Genomic DNA, 16,993 nt, shown 5'->3' on the forward strand with positions numbered 1-16,993 from the left:
TCGTCTAGTTGTCGTACAACTTCCGTCACTTTAGACGGCGCAATCATTTCAAAACTCCGGGAAAACCCGCGAATGCACGCCCCCCTCGCCCGCCGCCGGCCGCGCACGCTGGCCCTCGAACTGGTTGACTCGCTCGGAGACCGCATCCGGGCCGGCCAGTTGCAGGCCGGCGACAAGCTGCCGACCGAGGCGGCCATCATGGGCGAGTTCGAGGTCAGCCGCACCGTCGTGCGCGAGGCCATCTCCAAATTGCAGGCGGCTGGCCTGGTCGAGACGCGGCACGGCATCGGTACGTTTGTGCTCGGGCCTGGCGACGGGCCGTCATTCAAGATCACGCCGGAACAGTTCAGCACGCTGCAGGACGTCATCGCCGTGCTGGAACTGCGCATCGGCCTCGAGACGGAGGCGGCCGGCCTGGCAGCGCAGCGGCGCACCGCCGACAACCTCATTGCCCTGCGCAAGGCGCTGGACGCAGTTATTGCCGCCGTCGAAGCCGGCCAGGACTCGGTGGCCGCCGACTTCCAGTTCCACTTGGAGATTGCCCGCGCGACGCAGAACAGCCACTTCGCCGACCTGATGGCAACGCTGGGGGCCCAGATCATTCCGCGTGCCCGGCTGGAGCCGGTGGCGGACATGAGTGCGGAGCGGCTGGCCTATATGCGGCGCGTCAACGCGGAGCACGAAAGCATCCTCGACGCCATCACCAGCCAGGATGCCGAATCGGCTCGTGCGGCCATGCGCACCCACCTCAGCAACAGCCGTGAACGTCGCCGACGCGCCCAGGCTGAAGCCAGCTGACCGTCGGTAAAGAAACGGCCTTCGCGGGTTTTCACTAGTCATTGTGGATTTGACCCAAGTTGTACGATGACCTACAACTTCAGTCATCCCAACACCCACGGAGACCCGCCCATGTCGCCCCAAGAACTCAAAGCCGTCCTCGAAGCCGGTCTGCTGTCTTTCCCGCTGACCGACTTCGACGCGCAGCTGAACTTCGCGCCCAAGCCCTACGCCGAGCGTCTGGAGTGGCTGCAGCCCTATGGCGCCTCGGCGCTTTTCGCGGCGGGCGGCACGGGTGAGTTCTTCTCGCTGGAGCCGGGCGAGTACAGCGACATCATCAAGGTGGCGCTGGACACCTGCCGGGGCCGCACGCCCATCCTGGCCGGCGCCGGTGGCGGCACGCGAGTGGCCGTCCAGTACGCGCAGGAAGCTGAGCGCCTTGGCGCCCAGGGCGTGCTGCTGCTGCCGCACTACCTGACCGAAGCCAGCCAGGAAGGCCTCATCAATCACGTCGAGGCCGTCTGCAAGAGCGTCAAGTTCGGCGTCGTCGTCTACAACCGTGGCGCCTGCAAGCTGACGCCGCAGAGCCTACTGGTGCTGGCCGACCGCTGCCCCAATCTGATCGGCTTCAAAGACGGTCTCGGCGACATCGAGAAGTTCGTCTCCATCCGCCAGACGCTGGGCGATCGCTTCGCCTATCTGGGTGGCCTGCCCACCGCCGAGCTGTTTGCCGGCGCATACAAGGCCATGGGCTGCCCGGTCTACTCGTCCGCCGTCTTCAACTTCATCCCCAAGACGGCGATGGAGTTCTACAACGCCCACGCCGCGGGCGACACCGAGACCTGCAACCGCCTCGTGCGCGACTTCTTCATCCCCTACGTCGCGCTGCGCAACAAGGGCGAGGGCTATGCCGTGTCCATCGTGAAGGCCGGCGCGACGCTGGTGGGCCACACGGCCGGGCCGGTGCGGCCGCCACTGTCGGACCTGGCTGCAGCCGAGGTCGACGCACTCGGCGCGCTGATCTCCAAGCTCGGCCCGCAATAAGCCATTCCACAAGACCCACTGGAGACAAGCCATGAAGAAACTGCTGACCGCCTTGCTGCTCGGCGCCGCTGCCACCACCGCAGCGCTGGCTCAGGCCTGGCCCGCCAAGCCGGTGACGCTGCTGGTGCCCTTCCCGCCCGGCGGCTCCACCGACGCCATCGCCCGTCTGCTGGGCAACAAGCTGCAGGAGACCCTTGGCGGCAGCTTCGTCATCGACAACCGCGGCGGTGCGGGCGGCACCATCGGCACCGGCATGGTCAAGCGCGCGGCGCCGGACGGCTACACCGTCCTCGTCTCGTCGCTGGGCCCGCTGGTCATCGGCCCGCACCTGCTGAAGAACCTGCAGTACGACCCGACCAAGGACCTGGACTACATCACCGTCGCCGTGCAGGCGCCCAACGTGCTGGTGGTGCCCGCCGCGTCGCCGCACAAGAGCATGGCCGACGTGCTGGCCTATGAGAAAGCCAACCCCGGCAAGATGAGCTTCGGCTCCAGCGGCAACGGCAGCAGCGACCACATCACCGCCGAGCTGTTCTGGCTGCAGACCGGCACGTCGGGCCTGCACATCCCCTACAAGGGCGGCGGCCCGGTCATGACCGACCTGCTCGGCAACCAGGTGGATGCCAGCTTCATGAACATCAACACCGCGCTGCCGCAGATCAAGGCGGGCAAGCTGCGCGCGCTGAGCATCACGAGCGCCCAGCGCTCGCCAGTACAACCCGACGTGCCCACCATGGACGAGCTGGGCATCAAGGGGCTGCAGGTCTACTCCTGGCAAGGCGTGGCCGCGCCCAAGGGCCTGCCCGCCGACATCAAGGCCAAGCTGCATGCCGGCATCGTCAAGACTTTGAACTCGCCGGACATCAAACCGAAGTTGCTGGAGCAGGGTTTCGAGGTCGTTGCCAACACGCCCGAGCAGTTCACCGCCTTCCAGGCGAGCGAGTTCGCACGCTGGAAAAAAGTGATCGAAGAACGCAAGATCACCGCAGATTGAGCCCACCCCCGAGGCGCTGACGCGCCTCCCCCTCAAGGGGGCGCACCCGATGGCCTGGCAGAGCCAGTTCCATGGGTGCCACTTGGTGGGGCACTACATCTTTGAAGTACTGACATGACCTCGACCCCCGTCATCAAAGAGCTGCGCGTTGTGCCCGTCGCCGGGCGCGACGGCATGCTGCTCAACCTCAGCGGCGCGCATGCGCCCTTCTTCACCCGCAACCTGTTGATCCTGACCGACAGCGCCGGGAACACCGGCGTCGGCGAGGTGCCCGGTGGCGAGAAGATCCGCCAGACGCTGGAGGACGCGCGCCAGCTGGTGGTGGGCCAGCCCATCGGTGGCCACCAGGGCGTGCTGCAGAAGGTCAGCCAGTCCTTTGCCGACCGCGACGCCGGCGGCCGTGGCCTGCAGACCTTCGACCTGCGCACCACCATCCATGCCGCCACCGCGATCGAGTCGGCCTTCCTGGACCTGCTCGGCCAGCACCTGGGCGTACCGGTCGCGGCCCTGCTGGGCGAAGGCCAGCAGCGCGATGCGGTCGAGATGCTGGGCTATCTCTTCTACGTCGGTGACCGCACGAAAACCGACCTGCCGTACAACAGCGAGTCCGGCGCCGACAACGCCTGGAGCCGACTGCGCCATGAAGTGGCGCTGACTCCCGAGGCCGTCGTCAAGCTCGCCGAGGCCGCCCGCGAGCGCTACGGCTTCAACGACTTCAAGCTCAAGGGCGGCGTGCTGCGCGGCGACGAGGAAGTCGAGGCCATCCGCGCGCTGCACGAGCGCTTCCCCGACGCGCGTGTGACGCTGGACCCCAACGGCGGCTGGCTGCTGAAGGACGCGATCCGGCTGATGCGCGATATGAAGGGCGTTCTCGCGTATGCGGAAGATCCCTGTGGTGCCGAGGATGGCTTCTCGGGCCGAGAGGTGATGGCCGAATTCCGCCGCGCTACCGGCCTGCCCACGGCCACCAACATGGTCGCCACCGACTGGCGCCAACTCTCGCACGCGCTGTCGCTGCAGAGCGTGGACATCCCGCTGGCCGACCCGCACTTCTGGACCATGGCCGGCAGCGTGCGCGTGGCGCAGACCTGCCGCGACTGGGGCCTGACCTGGGGCTCGCACTCCAACAACCACTTCGACATCTCGCTGGCCATGTTCACCCACGTGGGCGCCGCCGCGCCAGGCAAGGTCACGGCCATCGACACGCACTGGATCTGGCAGGACGGCCAGCGGCTGACCAAGGAGCCGCTGCAGATCGTCGGCGGCCACGTCAAGGTGCCGGCCAAGCCGGGCCTGGGCATCGAGCTCGACATGGCCGAGGTCGAGAAAGCGAATAACCTTTACAAGCAGCACGGCCTGGGCGCTCGAGATGACGCCATCGCGATGCAGTTCCTCATCCCTGGCTGGACCTTCAACCCCAAGCGCCCCGCGCTTGATCGCTAAGGCAGTACCCATGTTCAAGAACCTCATCGCCGGTGAATGGCTGGACGGCCACGCCGTCTCGCGCAACATCAACCCCTCCGACACGCGCGACCTGGTCGGCGAATACGCCCAGGCCGACGCGGCCCAGGCCGAGCTGGCCATCACGGCCGCCACCGCCGCCTTCCCGGCCTGGAGCCTGTCGACACCGCAGCAGCGCTTCGACATCCTCGACGCCATCGGCACCGAGATCCTGGCGCGCCGAGCCGAGCTGGGCGACCTGCTGGCCCGCGAGGAAGGCAAGACCCTGCCCGAGGCCATCGGCGAGGTCGGGCGCGCCGGCTATATCTTCAAGTTCTTCGCCGGCGAGGCATTGCGCCCGGGCGGCGAGAGCCTGCCCTCGGTGCGCCCCGGCGTCGGCGTGGAAGTGACGCGCGAAGCCGTCGGTGTCGTCGGCCTCATCACGCCGTGGAACTTCCCCATCGCCATTCCCGCCTGGAAGATCGCACCGGCCCTGGCCTGGGGCAATTGCGTCGTCTTCAAGCCTGCCGACCTCGTGCCGGGTTCGGCCTGGGCGCTGGCCGAGATCCTGTCGCGCAGCGGGCTGCCGGCTGGCGTCTTCAACCTCGTCATGGGCCGCGGTTCGGTGGTCGGCGAGAAGCTGCTGAACGACCCGCGCGTGGCAGCCATCAGCTTCACCGGCTCGGTGGGCACGGGCCAGAAGGTCGCGGCGGCCTGTGTGGCGCGCATGGCCAAGTTCCAGCTCGAGATGGGCGGCAAGAACCCCATGATCGTGCTGGACGACGCCGACCTGGGCGTGGCCGTCAACGCCGCCGTCAACAGCGGGTTCTTCTCCACCGGCCAGCGCTGCACGGCGTCGAGCCGCCTCATCGTCACCGAGGGCATCCACGACCGCTTCGTTGCGGCCATGGTCGACAAGATGAAGACGCTGAAGGTGGACGACGCCCGCAAGGCCGGCACCGACATCGGCCCGGTCGTCGACGCCAGCCAGCTCGGCCAGGACACCGACTACATCGGCATCGCCAAGACCGAGGGCGGCAAGCTGGCCCACGGCGGCGAGCGCATCGAGACCAATGCCGACGGCGCACCGGGCTTCTACCTGACGCCGGCCCTCATCACCGACACGACGCCCTCCATGCGCATCAACCGCGAAGAGGTGTTCGGCCCGGTCGTGAGCGTGCTGCGGGCCCGCGACTACGAGCACGCACTGGCCCTGTCCAACGACACGCCGTTCGGCCTGGCCGCCGGCATCGCGACGACCTCGCTGAAATACGCCACCCACTTCAAGCGCCATTCGCAGGCCGGCATGGTGATGGTCAACCTGCCCACCGCAGGCGTGGACTACCACGTGCCCTTCGGCGGCCGCAAGGGCTCCAGCTATGGCCCGCGCGAGCAGGGCCGCCACGCGGCTGAGTTCTACACAACCGTGAAGACGGCTTACACCCAAGCCTGATCCCACCCCTTTGGCACCACCGCCCGGCAAGAGGCGGAGCCGCTGCATTGCCCGGAGACAACCGATGAATACCGCCACCGCCACCCTGGCCCACGCCGCCAGCGTCACGCGAACGAAGAAGCGCTTCGCCATCCTGGCCATGCTCTTCATCGTCACGACGATCAACTACGCCGACCGCGCGACGCTGTCCATCGCCGGCCCGGCGTTGTCCAAGGACCTGGGCATCGACTCGGTGACGATGGGCTTCATCTTCTCGGCCTTCGGTTGGTCCTACGTCATCGCCCAGTTGCCGGGCGGCTGGCTGCTGGACCGGTACGGCTCCAAGAAGGTTTACGCCGCCAGCATCTTCATCTGGTCGGTGTTCACGCTGCTGCAGGGCGGCATCAGCTTCCTGACCGCGACGGCGACGACCGCCGTCGTCGTGCTTTTCGCGTTGCGCTTCCTGGTCGGCGCGGCCGAGGCGCCGTCCTTCCCCGCCAATGGCCGCATCGTCGCGTCCTGGTTCCCGGCCGCCGAGCGCGGCACGGCCTCGGCCATCTTCAACTCGGCCCAGTACTTCGCCACCGTGCTGTTCGCGCCGCTGATGGGCTGGATCACGCACAGCTACGGCTGGCCGGCCGTCTTCGTCGTCATGGGCCTGCTGGGCATCGTGGTCAGCGCCGTCTGGCTCAAGACCGTCTATACGCCCAAGACCCACCCCGGCGTCAACCAGGCCGAGCTGGACCACATCGCGGCCGGCGGTGCCCTCGTCAACATGGACCAGCCCGGCACGCAGAGCCGCAGCTTCGCGCCGGAGTCCCCCAAGCTCGGCTACATCAAGCAGTTGCTCTCCAACCGCATGCTGATGGGCGTCTACGTCGGCCAGTACTGCATCACGACGCTGACCTATTTCTTCCTGACCTGGTTTCCCGTCTACCTGGTCAAGGAACGCGGCATGTCCATCCTCAACGCCGGCTTCGTCGCGGCGCTGCCGGCCATCTGCGGCTTCGCCGGCGGCGTGCTCGGCGGGCTGATCTCTGACGGGCTGCTGCGCCGCGGCAAGACACTGACCGTGGCCCGCAAGACGCCCATCGTCATCGGCATGCTGCTGAGCACCAGCATGATCCTGTGCAACTACGTCGACAGCGCCGTGGTCGTCGTCGCCATCATGTCGTTGGCCTTCTTCGGCAAGGGCCTCGGCGCGCTGGGCTGGGCCGTCGTTTCGGACACCTCGCCCAAGGAAATATCGGGGCTGTCCGGCGCGCTGTTCAACACCTTCGGCAACACCGCCGGCATCACGACGCCCATCGTCATCGGCTACCTGATCAAGGGCACGGGCTCGTTCAACGCGGCCCTGGTGTTCGTCGCCGCGAACGCGCTGGTGGCCGTGTGCTGCTACCTGTTCGTCGTCGGCGACATCAAGCGCTTCGAGCTCAGGAAGGACTCCTGACCCACCTGGCGGCCCAGGCTTCGTAGGCCGCGAGCGTCTTCACCGGCCAGGTCCCCCACCAGGTATAGCCGTTGCGCCGCTCCAGGCTGAGGTCGTTGACGTCGTCGTGCAGGCTCTTGTCGCGGTCGCCGAACACCGGCTTGAGCGTGGCCGGGTCGTAAAAGCGCGACCACAGCGGGCCGGCGCCCGGCTGCACCACCAGCCGGCGCGCGTCGTCCACCTTGACGAAGGCGCGGTCGCGCACGGCCAGGGCACGCAGCATGACGATGCCGCCCTTCACCGCGGCGACGACCGCCGGCGACGGGTCGGGCAGGCTCATCAGATAGCCCAGCGCCCGCGCGCTCTCGCCGCTGCTCAGTGCCGGCGGCTCGTAGTTGCGCGCCGAGGCCGGCGCCAGCGTCAGCGCGTCGTGCTGCTGGGCCCACAGCGTCGGCTTGCCGTCGATGCGGATCTGCGTGGCCAGCAGCAGCTGCACGGCGCGCGCCTGTGCCGCCGCGGCGTCGGCCTTCAACGCGGCTGGCAGGAAACCCAAGTCGAGCTCACCGTGCGCGGCAGCCCCCATCAGCTCGGCCACTTCGACGACGGCGTCGTCATTCAGCGTGATGGCGTCGTGGTAGCCGCCCTGCAGCGGCCACACCTGGGGCCAGCCGCCGTTGGGAAACTGCGCCGCCAGCAGGTAGCGCAGGCCGCGCTCGGCCGCCTGGCGGTAAACGGCACCGGGCGCGCCGGGCTGCTGGGCCGCCACGCGGGCGAGGAAGCGGATCTCGGTGATGGTGGCGTCGTTGTCGATGGTGCCCACATAGCTCCACTGCGCGTCCTGGGCCAGGTCGAAGTCGCCCGGCGTTGCCCGCTTGGAGTTGTTGTCGGCCACAAACGCCTGGCCGGGCAGGCGCGGCGCGCGGTCGCGCGGCTGGTTCTTGCCCCAGCCGCCGGCGGGTGTCTGGAAGCTCAGGACGTTGCGGGCCACGGCCAGGGCCGCGTCGCCGGCATACCAGGCGGCGGGCTTGTCCAGCGGCATGCTGGCCTCGGCATGACCGCCCTCGGGCGGCGCGGGCCAGGCCGTCAGCCCCTTGCGCTCGGCCGCCAGCGCGGCGCGGTCGGCGGCGCGCTGGGCGTCGGAGCGGGCCAGATAGGCCACCCAGGGCCCGCGTTCAGTCGCCGGCAGCGCCGCGACCCGTTCGGCCGTCAATGGCTGGGCCGGCGGGATGACGCCGATCTGCGCTGACCAGGCCGACGAGCAGAGGGCCAAGGCAAGCAGGGTGAAACGGCAGGCAAGGGGCATGACGGGCGCCGAAGTTTGGGGGTGGCCGGCAATCTACCGGCTCGCGCGGGCCGCGAGGGCGCTAATCTCGCGCCGCTCACACAGTTGATCGAGACATGATTCATCGCGCGCGTTTCCCGTGGCTGGCCGCCCTGCTCGTGCTGGCCGGTTGTGCCAGCCCTCCTCCACCGCTGCCCGCTGCGGCGCCGCCGGTTGGCCTGCAGCAAGCCTGGGTGCAGGCCGTCGCCGGGCCGGCCTGGGCTGTACGTGCGCTGACGGGCGAAGCCAGCTGCCCCACGCTGCGCTGGGGCAGCAGCGTCACCGCCATGCAGGAACGCAGCGCCCCCGGCGACGAGCCGCCGCCCGCGGGCAACAAGGAGCCCGAGCGCAAGCCGACGCACTTCACGCTGCGTGCCTGCGAGGCGCCCTGGCCCGCCGATGCGGCCAGCGTGCAGGTGGACGACATCATGCTGCATGCCCCCACTGCCGAAGCCCGCCGCATCGTCGTCATCGGCGACACCGGCTGCCGCCTCAAGGCCTCGGACCGCGACTTCCAGGGCTGCAACGACGCCTCGGACTGGCCCTTCCCACGCGTGCTGGCCCTGGCGCTGAGGCTCAAGCCCGACCTCGTCATCCACGTCGGCGACTACCACTACCGCGAAAGCCCCTGCCCGCCCGGCATGGCCGTCTGCGCCGGCAGCCCCTGGGGCTATGGCGACGACACCTGGCAGGCCGATTTCTTCCAGCCCGCCAAGGCCCTTCTGGCCGCCGCGCCCTGGGTCTTCGTGCGCGGCAACCACGAGGCCTGCGCCCGTGCCGGCCAGGGCTGGCTGCGCTATCTGGACGCCGAAACCGGTCCGGCGCGTGCCTGCCAGCCCGCCGGCCCAGGCGTCAACGAGGGCGACTTCACCGCGCCCTTCCCCGTGCCGCTGTCGCCGCGCAGCCAGCTCATCGTCTTTGACTCCTCGGAGATCGGCAGCCGCACGCCGCCCCGGGATTCCCCCGCCTGGGCCCGCTGGCGCCAGCAGCTCGACCGCGTCGCAGAGCTGGCCCAGGGCAGCGCCCAGAGCCTTTTTGCCAGCCACCATCCCAGCCTGGCCTTCAGCCCCAGCCCGATCGGCGCGCCCCGCGCCGCCCGATCGGGCCTGACGCCGCTGCTGCAGGACGCGGCACCCGGCCGCCTCTTCCCGCCAGGCGTGCAGGCCACACTTCATGGTCACATCCACATGCACCAGGCCCTGGGCTTCGCGAGCAATCATCCGGTCACCCTCGTCGTCGGCAACGGCGGTTCGGCCGCATCAGGCCACGTCAACGACGCCGCGGCCCTGAAGCACGAACTGCTGCCCGGCGCCCGACTGGAGACGGTACGCATCCACACGGACTTCGGCCTGTCTCTGCTGACGGCCACGCCCGAGGGCTGGCAGCTGCAGGCGCTGGACGCCCTGGGCCAGCCGCTGTCGACCTGCCGCCTGGCCGGCCAGAAGCTGAGTTGCTGATGGGCACGCCTCGTAACGAGTGCCTTTCGTCAGGGCGCACGAGAAGTAACGCCCGCGCATTCCATCACTGCGCACCCGATTTGAAGGGTTTCCAGCAGGTAAATCGATACAGCATCGAAAGCCCCCCCGGCTAAACTGGCCGCACCTGTCAAGCTGTTTTTGGCGGGAACCACGTTGATAGAGGACTCGGCTACATGAGCTCCAGATTGAAAGTCGCCGGTTGGGTTGCCCTCGGTGCCGTCGCAGGTGCACTCACCACCATGCAGCTGCAGGCCAATGCGCGCAGTACCCTGTCCCCCCTGCCGCTGGACGAAATGCAGCAGCTCGCGGCCGTCTTCGGCCTCGTCAAGAGCGACTACGTCGAATCCGTCGACGAAAAGAAACTGATCAACGACGCCATCGCCGGCATGGTGTCTGGCCTGGACCCCCACTCCCAGTTTTTTGACAAGAAGACCTTCAAGGAATTCCGTGAAGGCACGACCGGCAAGTTCGTCGGTGTCGGCATCGAGATCGGCATGGAAGACGGCCTGGTCAAGATCGTCTCCCCCATCGAAGGCTCGCCCGCCTTCCGCGCCGGCCTCAAGAGCGGCGACCTGATCAGCCGCATCGATGACACCGCCGTGCGCGGCCTCACCATCGACCAGGCCGTCAAGAAGATGCGCGGCGACCCGTCGACCAAGGTCAGCCTCACCATCTACCGCAAGGCCGAGAACCGCACCTTCCCCGTGACCATCGTGCGCGAGGAGATCAAGGTCCAGAGCGTGCGTGCCAAGGTCATCGAGCCGGGCTATGCCTGGATCCGCGTCAGCCAGTTCCAGGATCGCACCGTCGACGACTTCGCCAAGAAGCTCGAAGAGATCTACAAGCAGGAGCCCCATCTCAAGGGCCTGGTGCTTGACCTGCGCAACGACCCGGGCGGTCTGCTGGATGCCTCCATCGCCATCTCGGCGGCGTTCCTGCCCAAGGACGTCGAGGTCGTGTCGACCAACGGCCAGATCGCCGAATCCAAGGCCAGCTACAAGGCCAGCCCCGACGACTACCGCCGCCGCAGCAGCGACGACCCGATCAAGCGCCTGCCCGCCGCGTTGAAGAACGTGCCGCTGGTGGTGCTCGTCAACGAAGGCTCGGCCAGCGCCAGCGAGATCGTCGCCGGCGCCCTGCAGGATCACCACCGCGCCACCGTCATGGGCGCCCAGACCTTCGGCAAGGGCTCGGTGCAGACCGTGCGCCAGCTGGGCCCGGAAACGGCATTGAAGATCACGACGGCGCGCTACTACACGCCGAGCGGCCGCTCCATCCAGGCCAAGGGCATCGTGCCCGACGTGCTGCTGGACGAAACCGCCGAGGGCAATGTCTTCGCCGCGCTGCGCATGCGTGAGGCCGACCTCGAAAAGCATCTGAACAACGGCCCCGAGGACGAAAACGAAGCCCGCCAGAAGGCCCGCGAGGAAGCGCGCCAGAAGCTGGAAGCCGAGTACGCCAAGCGCGCCGAGCCGCCCAAGCCCCTGCCCGAGTTCGGCTCGACGGAAGACTTCCCGCTGATGCAGGCGCTGAACAAGCTCAAGGGTCAACCGGTCATTGCGTCCAAGTCGGCTGTCGAGCGCAAGGCCGAAGCCAAGACGACGGAATAACTACAAAGAGTCCTGACTTCAAAAAGCACAGGGGCCTCTCGCGAGGCCCTCTTTTTTTGCCCAACCGGTGCCACGCCCCTCCTCAGCCGGCAGTGGCGAGATGGGTCAGCACGCAGCGCCACTGTCCCTGCACCTGGCGGTAGACATCGGTGATCCATTCATCGGCGCTGATGGGCTCGCCCCTGAAAGTGCCGGTGTTGCTGCCCCGCCCGGTGACGACCGCCATGTCGCCGTACACGCTGGCCCGCACCACCTGCTTGGTCATCGAATCGTGCGTCAGCATGCCGCTGGCTATGGCATGGAGGATGGCCTCGCGCGAGATCGGCCCCTTCTCCGGCGTCACGAGGGTCCAGTCCTCGGAGATGCATTGGGCGATGCGCTGGACGTCGTTGCTGACCATGGCGTCGTTGAAGCGATCTTCGAGCGCCTGGAATGCCCGCAGCACCTCGCCATCGGCGGGCGCGGTTGTCATGACGGGCTCCCCGCGACCATCGCGTCCCAGCGGCGTTGCATTTCGTCGACGCTGACCTCCTCCGCCTTGCTCGCAACGAACCAGCTGTAGCCGAAGGGATCGGCGATCAGACCGCTGCGGTGGCCATGGAACTCGAGCTTGACGGCACGCAGGACGGTGGCGCCGTGCCGCACGGCGTTCGCAACGAATGAGTCGGCATCGGCCACGTCGAGGTGGAACTTGACCGGGGAGCCGCCGATCGTCTCGGGCCCGACGGCCCCGAAGTCAGGATACTCGTCGGCAATGAAGACCCGTGTGGCGCCGAACAGCAGCTCGGCATGGCCGATGCGTCCATCGGACGGATCGATCAGCTTGAAGTCCAGGCTGGCGCCCAGGGCCTGGACGTAGAAGTCGATGGCGGCCTGAGCACCCCGAACCACAAGGTAGGGCGACAGGTTGTCGGGTGAAGTGCCGACTGCGGGCATGATGAATCTCCGGTGGTGTCGAATTAGATTACGATACGTCACGTAATGAGTCAAGCAACCGATCCGACACCGCCGCGCAAGCCCGGCCGCCCGCCCAGCGAGGAGGCGCGCCGCCTCGCGCTGGCGACCGCCTACCGCATCCTGATCGAGGAGGGCCTGGGTCGGCTGACGATCGAGCGCGTGGCGGCCGAATCGGGCGTCAGCAAGCCAACGATCTACAGAACCTGGACCAATGCCCAGGACCTCGCGATGGCCGCCTTCATGGCGCACCCGGCCTCGGATGAACCGGCCTCACGGGCGAACTCCGTGCAGGCCGGCCTGCGGGCGCATCTGCGTGGCGTCATCGCCACCTTCGCCACGCCGCGCGGTCGCCAGATCACGCTGACCATGGCCTCCGCCGACCCCGACAGCGAACTGGCCAAGGCCTTTCGCAACCAGGTGATCCTGAAGAGCCGCGAGGCCGGCCGCCAGCTCATCGAGCGCGGCATGTCGCTGCACGAGATTCAATCCGGCATCGATATCGACGTGGCACTCGACATGATCTACGGGCCGCTATTCTTCCGGCTGCTCGTCGGCCACCGGCCGTTGTCGCTGCAACTGGCGGAGCAACTGGTCGAGACGCTCTTCAACGGAGTGGCGTCGGCGCAAGATGCGCTCGGCTGACGCTCATCGCCGCCGGGTCACGGCCAAGGCGCCCAGGGCCGCCACCGCGCCGAGGGCCGGTACTGCCCGCCAGCCCAACGATGCCAGCAGGGCCGAGCCCAACGCCGCGCCGCTGGCCATGCCGACGAACATCGTGCTGACGAGCACGGCATTCAGCCGGCTGCGTGAAGCCGGGTCCAGGCTGTAGACCACGCTCTGGTGCGACACCAGCGCGGCCTGCACGCCCAGGTCAAACACCACGGCCACGCCCACCAGCAGCCACAGCGAGGCGGGTGCCAGCGCCTGCACGGTGAAGGCGATGAACACCAGCAGCGCGCCGACGCGGATGACGGCCTGCGGGCCGCGCTTGTCCGCCACGCCACCGGCCAGCGGTGCTGCCAGCGCGCCCGCTGCACCGGCCAGGCCGAACGCCCCGGCCACCGCGCTGCCCTGGCCGAAATCCGGCCCCGCCAGCACCAGGGCCAGCGTCGACCAGAAGGCACTGAAGGCCACGCTCAGCAGGCCCTGGGCCAGCGCAGCCCGGCGCAACGGGGCATGCCGGGCCCACAGCCCCGCCATCGACAGCAGCAGCGAGCCATAGCCCGCCGACGTCGCCGGCACGAAGTGCGGCAGGCCGCGCCACAGCAGCGGGATCAACGCCGCCACGGCCAGCGCCGCCACCGCGTAGACGGCGCGCCAGCCGGCCACCGCCGCCAGCGAGCCGCTGGCCACGCGCGACAGCAGGATGCCCAGCAGCAGGCCCGTCATGACCTGGCCCACGCGCTTGCCGCGCTCGGCCTCGGGCGCCAGCGTGGCCACGGCCGGCACGATGTCCTGGGCCAGCGTTGCCGTCAGGCCGATGGCCACGCTGGCGATGCACAAGGCTGCAAAGCCCGGCGCAAGCGCAGCGCAAGCCAGGGCGGCAACCAGAGCGACGGACTTGACCGCAATGATGCGGCGCCGGTCGAAACGATCGCCCAGCGGCGACAGCAGCAGAATGGCCGCCGCATAGCCGAGCTGGGTCAACGTGGGCAGCAGGCCGATGGCCGCGCTGCCGACGCCGAACTGCTCGGACAGCAGGCCCAGCAGCGGCTGCACGTAGTAGAGGGAGGCAACGGCCAGGCCGGTGGCGGTGGCAAGCAGCAGCGTCAGCGCGGGGCTGAGCGGGGCGACATGGGGCGCGGACTTCATCCCGCCAGTGTCGCGAGGGCCGGCAAATCCTGCGCTGCCAGGGCTATCCTGACACCATGAACGACGACGACCTGTTGCGCTATTCCCGCCATCTGCTGCTCGACGAGATCGGCATCGAGGGCCAGCAGCGCTTGCTTGACGCCAGCGCCCTGGTCATCGGCGCCGGCGGCCTGGGCTCACCGGTGGCCCTCTATCTGGCTTCGGCCGGTGTCGGCCGCATCACGCTGGTCGACCATGACACCGTGTCGTTGACGAATCTGCAGCGCCAGATCGCCCACGACATGAGCAGCCTGGACAAACCCAAGGTCGACTCGGCCGCCGCCCGCATGGCGGCGCTGAACCCCGGCGTGCAGGTGCGCGCTCTCGCGAGGAAGGCGGACGCAGCCCTGCTCGATGCCGAAGTCCCGCGCGTAGACGTCGTCCTCGACTGCACCGACAACTTCGCCACCCGCCACCTCGTCAACGCCGCCTGCGTGCGCCACGGCAAGCCGCTGGTCTCGGGTGCGGCCATCGGTTTCGACGGCCAGATCAGCGTCTATGACAGCCGCTCGCGAGAGCAGCCCTGCTATGCCTGCCTGTTCCCGCCCGAATCCGGCTTCGAGGACGTGGCCTGCTCAACCATGGGCGTGTTCGCACCGCTGGTGGGCATCATCGGCGCCATGCAGGCCGCCGAGGCGCTGAAGCTGCTGGCCGGCGTGGGCGAGCCTTTGGCCGGGAGGCTGCTGATGCTGGACGGCCGGCGCATGCAGTGGAGCGAGATCGCCATGCAGCGCGACCCCGAATGCTCCGTCTGCGGCGGATGAAATCCCGCGAACGCCTCTGAATGGGGCGGAAAATTCCGTCCCGACCTGCCCACAATCCTTTTTCCCCATGAAGCCCACCGACGTCCCGACGCGCAACTTCCCGACCGCCAAGGAAGAGTGCCGCGACCTGCCCCCTCACCCCGACTACGACGGCCCGGGCGCCGCCTACAACCTGGCCTTCAAGGACGAGACCTTCCTGCTGCGCCAGGACATGCGCGCCGTGCGCATGCAGCTGGAGCTGATGAAGCCCGAGCTGATGCAAAACGAGCAGGGCGTCAAGTCCACCATCGTCATCTTCGGCAGCGCCCGCATCCTGTCGGCAGAGGCCGCCCAGGCCCTGCTGACCGTGGCCGAGGACCGCGGCGACGAAGCCGGCGCGGCACGAGCGCGCCGCCATCTGGCGATGAGCCGCTATTACGAGGAAGCGCGCCGCTTCGCGCAGATCGCCACCGCCGCTTGTACCGAGCGCGGCAATCATGTCGTCGTCGCTACCGGCGGCGGCCCCGGCATCATGGAGGCCGGCAACCGCGGCGCCTACGACGTCGGCGGCAAGAGCGTCGGGCTGAACATCGTGCTGCCGCACGAGCAGTACCCCAACCCCTACATCACGCCGGAGCTGTGCTTTCGCTTCCATTACTTCGGCCTGCGCAAGATGCACTTCCTGATGCGCGCCGTCGCCCTGGTGTGCTTCCCCGGCGGCTTCGGCACACTGGATGAACTCTTCGAGACGCTGACGCTGATCCAGACCAAGAAGAGCCGGCCGCGTCCCATCCTGCTGTTTGGGCGAGAGTTCTGGACCAAGCTGATCAACATCGAGCTGCTGATCGAGACCGGCATGATCAATCCCGTCGACGCACAGCTCTTTCACTACGTCGAGACGGCCGAGGAAGCCTGGGCCATCCTCGAATCCGCTCCTGAACTCGCCAGCCCCGCAACGCCATGACCAAACTCAGAAACGTCTCCCTCATCGGTGTGCCGACCGACATCGGCGCCGGCGCCCGCGGCGCGAGCATGGGCCCCGAGGCCATGCGCGTGGCCGGCCTGGCCGAGGCGCTGCGCGCCCGCGGCGTGGACGTCATCGACCGCGGCAACCTGGCCGGCCCGTCCAACCCCTGGCTGCCGCCAACCAACGGCTACCGCCATCTGCAGGAAGTCGTCGCCTGGAACCAGGCCACCCACGACGCCATCTACGCCGAACTCAAGACCGGCCGCCTGCCCATCATGCTGGGCGGTGACCACTGCCTGGGCCTGGGTTCCATCAGCGCCGTGGCCCGCCACTGCCGCGACACCGGCAAGAAGCTGCGCGTGCTCTGGCTGGACGCGCACGCCGACTTCAACACCAGCGAGCTCACGCCCAGCGGCAACATCCACGGCATGCCCGTGGCTTGCCTGTGCGGCTTCGGCCCCAAGGAGCTGGTCGAGATCGGTGGCCATGTGCCGGCCATCTCACCGAAATGGATCCGCCAGATCGGCATCCGCAGCGTCGACGAGGGCGAGCGCGCCTTCGTGCACGAACACGACCTGGAAGTGTTCGACATGCGCTTCATCGACGAGATGGGCATGCGCCACACCATGGAGCTGGCCCTGGCCACGCTGGACGACAACACCCATCTGCACGTCAGCTTCGACGTCGACTTCCTCGACCCCGTCATGGCGCCCGGCGTCGGCACAACGGTCGGCGGTGGCCCGACCTACCGCGAGGCGCATCTGTGCATGGAGATGATCGCCGACACCGGCCGCATGGCTTCGCTGGACCTCGTCGAGCTCAATCCGGCGCTGGACGAGAAGAACAAGACGGCGCTGGTGGCGGTGGACCTGATCGAAAGCCTGTTCGGCAAGAGCACGCTGATGCGCAAGTAGGCGCGAGATGAAGCCCCCACGCTCGCTTCGCTCTCT

General features: G+C 68.2%; 16 protein-coding genes and 1 pseudogene. 13 read left to right on the plus strand and 4 right to left on the minus strand.

The window, feature by feature from the left end:
• Window positions 1-72 precede the first annotated feature (72 nt).
• The 6 genes from ASC91_RS25370 (at window position 73) to ASC91_RS25395 (ending at window position 7,137) form a co-directional block, all read left to right on the plus strand.
• Window positions 73-798: a FadR/GntR family transcriptional regulator gene (locus ASC91_RS25370; RefSeq protein WP_056203925.1), complete on the plus strand. Its 726-nt coding sequence runs from the start codon at window positions 73-75 to the stop codon at window positions 796-798.
• Between the two features lie 111 nt (window positions 799-909).
• Entirely contained in the window at window positions 910-1,821 is a 912-nt protein-coding gene (gene kdgD, locus ASC91_RS25375; RefSeq protein WP_056204504.1) for a 5-dehydro-4-deoxyglucarate dehydratase, read from the plus strand.
• Window positions 1,822-1,852: 31 nt separating this feature from the next.
• Window positions 1,853-2,815, plus strand: a complete 963-nt coding sequence (locus ASC91_RS25380; protein ID WP_056203927.1) for a tripartite tricarboxylate transporter substrate binding protein — start codon at window positions 1,853-1,855, stop codon at window positions 2,813-2,815.
• Between the two features lie 114 nt (window positions 2,816-2,929).
• Window positions 2,930-4,258 carry a glucarate dehydratase gene (gene gudD, locus ASC91_RS25385; RefSeq protein ID WP_056203929.1) on the plus strand — a complete coding sequence of 443 codons (1,329 nt, stop codon included), beginning with the start codon at window positions 2,930-2,932 and terminating at the stop codon, window positions 4,256-4,258.
• A gap of 10 nt (window positions 4,259-4,268) precedes the next feature.
• A complete protein-coding gene (locus ASC91_RS25390; protein WP_056203932.1) occupies window positions 4,269-5,708 on the plus strand; it encodes an aldehyde dehydrogenase family protein in 1,440 nt (479 codons plus the stop codon).
• 64 nt (window positions 5,709-5,772) lie between these two features.
• Window positions 5,773-7,137, plus strand: coding sequence for an MFS transporter (locus tag ASC91_RS25395; protein WP_056203938.1), 1,365 nt, complete (start codon window positions 5,773-5,775; stop codon window positions 7,135-7,137).
• Here the strand turns inward: ASC91_RS25395 and pelA are convergent.
• Window positions 7,121-8,419, minus strand: a complete 1,299-nt coding sequence (gene pelA / locus ASC91_RS25400; protein WP_056203940.1) for a pectate lyase — start codon at window positions 8,417-8,419, stop codon at window positions 7,121-7,123. The genes ASC91_RS25395 and pelA overlap by 17 nt on opposite strands.
• Before the next feature lie 95 nt (window positions 8,420-8,514).
• Here pelA and ASC91_RS25405 point away from each other — a divergent pair, with 95 nt between their 5' ends.
• Together ASC91_RS25405 and ASC91_RS25410 are read left to right on the plus strand one after the other, a co-directional pair.
• Entirely contained in the window at window positions 8,515-9,894 is a 1,380-nt protein-coding gene (locus ASC91_RS25405) for a metallophosphoesterase (protein ID WP_056203944.1), read from the plus strand.
• 194 nt (window positions 9,895-10,088) lie between these two features.
• Complete coding sequence (locus ASC91_RS25410; RefSeq protein WP_056203945.1) at window positions 10,089-11,525, plus strand: S41 family peptidase; 1,437 nt, start codon at window positions 10,089-10,091, stop codon at window positions 11,523-11,525.
• A gap of 82 nt (window positions 11,526-11,607) precedes the next feature.
• Here ASC91_RS25410 and ASC91_RS25415 read toward each other — a convergent pair whose 3' ends face one another.
• Both ASC91_RS25415 and ASC91_RS25420 read right to left on the minus strand, forming a co-directional pair.
• Entirely contained in the window at window positions 11,608-11,997 is a 390-nt protein-coding gene (locus ASC91_RS25415) for a nuclear transport factor 2 family protein (RefSeq protein ID WP_056203953.1), read from the minus strand.
• Window positions 11,994-12,461 (minus strand): VOC family protein, encoded by a 468-nt coding sequence (locus ASC91_RS25420; RefSeq protein WP_056203956.1) that lies wholly within the window; start codon window positions 12,459-12,461, stop codon window positions 11,994-11,996. The genes ASC91_RS25415 and ASC91_RS25420 overlap by 4 nt, the downstream gene beginning before the upstream one ends.
• A 45-nt stretch (window positions 12,462-12,506) precedes the next feature.
• Here ASC91_RS25420 and ASC91_RS25425 point away from each other — a divergent pair, with 45 nt between their 5' ends.
• Complete coding sequence (locus ASC91_RS25425) at window positions 12,507-13,124, plus strand: TetR/AcrR family transcriptional regulator (protein ID WP_056203959.1); 618 nt, start codon at window positions 12,507-12,509, stop codon at window positions 13,122-13,124.
• Window positions 13,125-13,127: 3 nt separating this feature from the next.
• On the opposite strand, the gene ASC91_RS25430 is transcribed toward ASC91_RS25425, so the two are convergent.
• Window positions 13,128-14,294 (minus strand): MFS transporter, encoded by a 1,167-nt coding sequence (locus ASC91_RS25430; protein ID WP_056203961.1) that lies wholly within the window; start codon window positions 14,292-14,294, stop codon window positions 13,128-13,130.
• Window positions 14,295-14,350: 56 nt separating this feature from the next.
• Between ASC91_RS25430 and ASC91_RS25435 the strand changes: the two genes are divergently transcribed.
• From ASC91_RS25435 to rocF, 4 genes and pseudogenes are all read left to right on the plus strand, one after another.
• Window positions 14,351-15,097, plus strand: coding sequence for a HesA/MoeB/ThiF family protein (locus tag ASC91_RS25435; RefSeq protein ID WP_056203966.1), 747 nt, complete (start codon window positions 14,351-14,353; stop codon window positions 15,095-15,097).
• A pseudogene (locus ASC91_RS30510) lies at window positions 15,085-15,117 on the plus strand (hypothetical protein). Before ASC91_RS25435 ends, ASC91_RS30510 begins: the two are co-directional and overlap by 13 nt.
• A gap of 47 nt (window positions 15,118-15,164) precedes the next feature.
• Entirely contained in the window at window positions 15,165-16,040 is an 876-nt protein-coding gene (locus tag ASC91_RS25440) for an LOG family protein (protein WP_056203968.1), read from the plus strand.
• Window positions 16,037-16,957, plus strand: a complete 921-nt coding sequence (gene rocF / locus ASC91_RS25445; protein ID WP_056203972.1) for an arginase — start codon at window positions 16,037-16,039, stop codon at window positions 16,955-16,957. Before ASC91_RS25440 ends, rocF begins: the two co-directional genes overlap by 4 nt.
• The last annotated feature ends 36 nt before the right edge of the window (window positions 16,958-16,993 follow it).

Origin of the sequence: Pelomonas sp. Root1237 (assembly GCF_001425055.1) — a bacterium.
Taxonomy (GTDB): Bacteria; Pseudomonadota; Gammaproteobacteria; order Burkholderiales; family Burkholderiaceae_C; genus Pelomonas.

Excerpts from the sequence above, each read along its gene's own strand:
- ASC91_RS25370 (WP_056203925.1), top strand. The coding sequence starts at position 73 with ATGCACGCCCCCCTCGCCCGCCGCCGGCCGCGCACGCTGGCCCTCGAA.
- kdgD (WP_056204504.1), top strand. The coding sequence starts at position 910 with ATGTCGCCCCAAGAACTCAAAGCCGTCCTCGAAGCCGGTCTGCTGTCT.
- ASC91_RS25380 (WP_056203927.1), top strand. The coding sequence starts at position 1,853 with ATGAAGAAACTGCTGACCGCCTTGCTGCTCGGCGCCGCTGCCACCACC.
- gudD (WP_056203929.1), top strand. The coding sequence starts at position 2,930 with ATGACCTCGACCCCCGTCATCAAAGAGCTGCGCGTTGTGCCCGTCGCC.
- ASC91_RS25390 (WP_056203932.1), top strand. The coding sequence starts at position 4,269 with ATGTTCAAGAACCTCATCGCCGGTGAATGGCTGGACGGCCACGCCGTC.
- ASC91_RS25395 (WP_056203938.1), top strand. The coding sequence starts at position 5,773 with ATGAATACCGCCACCGCCACCCTGGCCCACGCCGCCAGCGTCACGCGA.
- pelA (WP_056203940.1), bottom strand. The coding sequence starts at position 8,419 with ATGCCCCTTGCCTGCCGTTTCACCCTGCTTGCCTTGGCCCTCTGCTCG.
- ASC91_RS25405 (WP_056203944.1), top strand. The coding sequence starts at position 8,515 with ATGATTCATCGCGCGCGTTTCCCGTGGCTGGCCGCCCTGCTCGTGCTG.
- ASC91_RS25410 (WP_056203945.1), top strand. The coding sequence starts at position 10,089 with ATGAGCTCCAGATTGAAAGTCGCCGGTTGGGTTGCCCTCGGTGCCGTC.
- ASC91_RS25415 (WP_056203953.1), bottom strand. The coding sequence starts at position 11,997 with ATGACAACCGCGCCCGCCGATGGCGAGGTGCTGCGGGCATTCCAGGCG.
- ASC91_RS25420 (WP_056203956.1), bottom strand. The coding sequence starts at position 12,461 with ATGCCCGCAGTCGGCACTTCACCCGACAACCTGTCGCCCTACCTTGTG.
- ASC91_RS25425 (WP_056203959.1), top strand. The coding sequence starts at position 12,507 with ATGAGTCAAGCAACCGATCCGACACCGCCGCGCAAGCCCGGCCGCCCG.
- ASC91_RS25430 (WP_056203961.1), bottom strand. The coding sequence starts at position 14,294 with ATGAAGTCCGCGCCCCATGTCGCCCCGCTCAGCCCCGCGCTGACGCTG.
- ASC91_RS25435 (WP_056203966.1), top strand. The coding sequence starts at position 14,351 with ATGAACGACGACGACCTGTTGCGCTATTCCCGCCATCTGCTGCTCGAC.
- ASC91_RS25440 (WP_056203968.1), top strand. The coding sequence starts at position 15,165 with ATGAAGCCCACCGACGTCCCGACGCGCAACTTCCCGACCGCCAAGGAA.
- rocF (WP_056203972.1), top strand. The coding sequence starts at position 16,037 with ATGACCAAACTCAGAAACGTCTCCCTCATCGGTGTGCCGACCGACATC.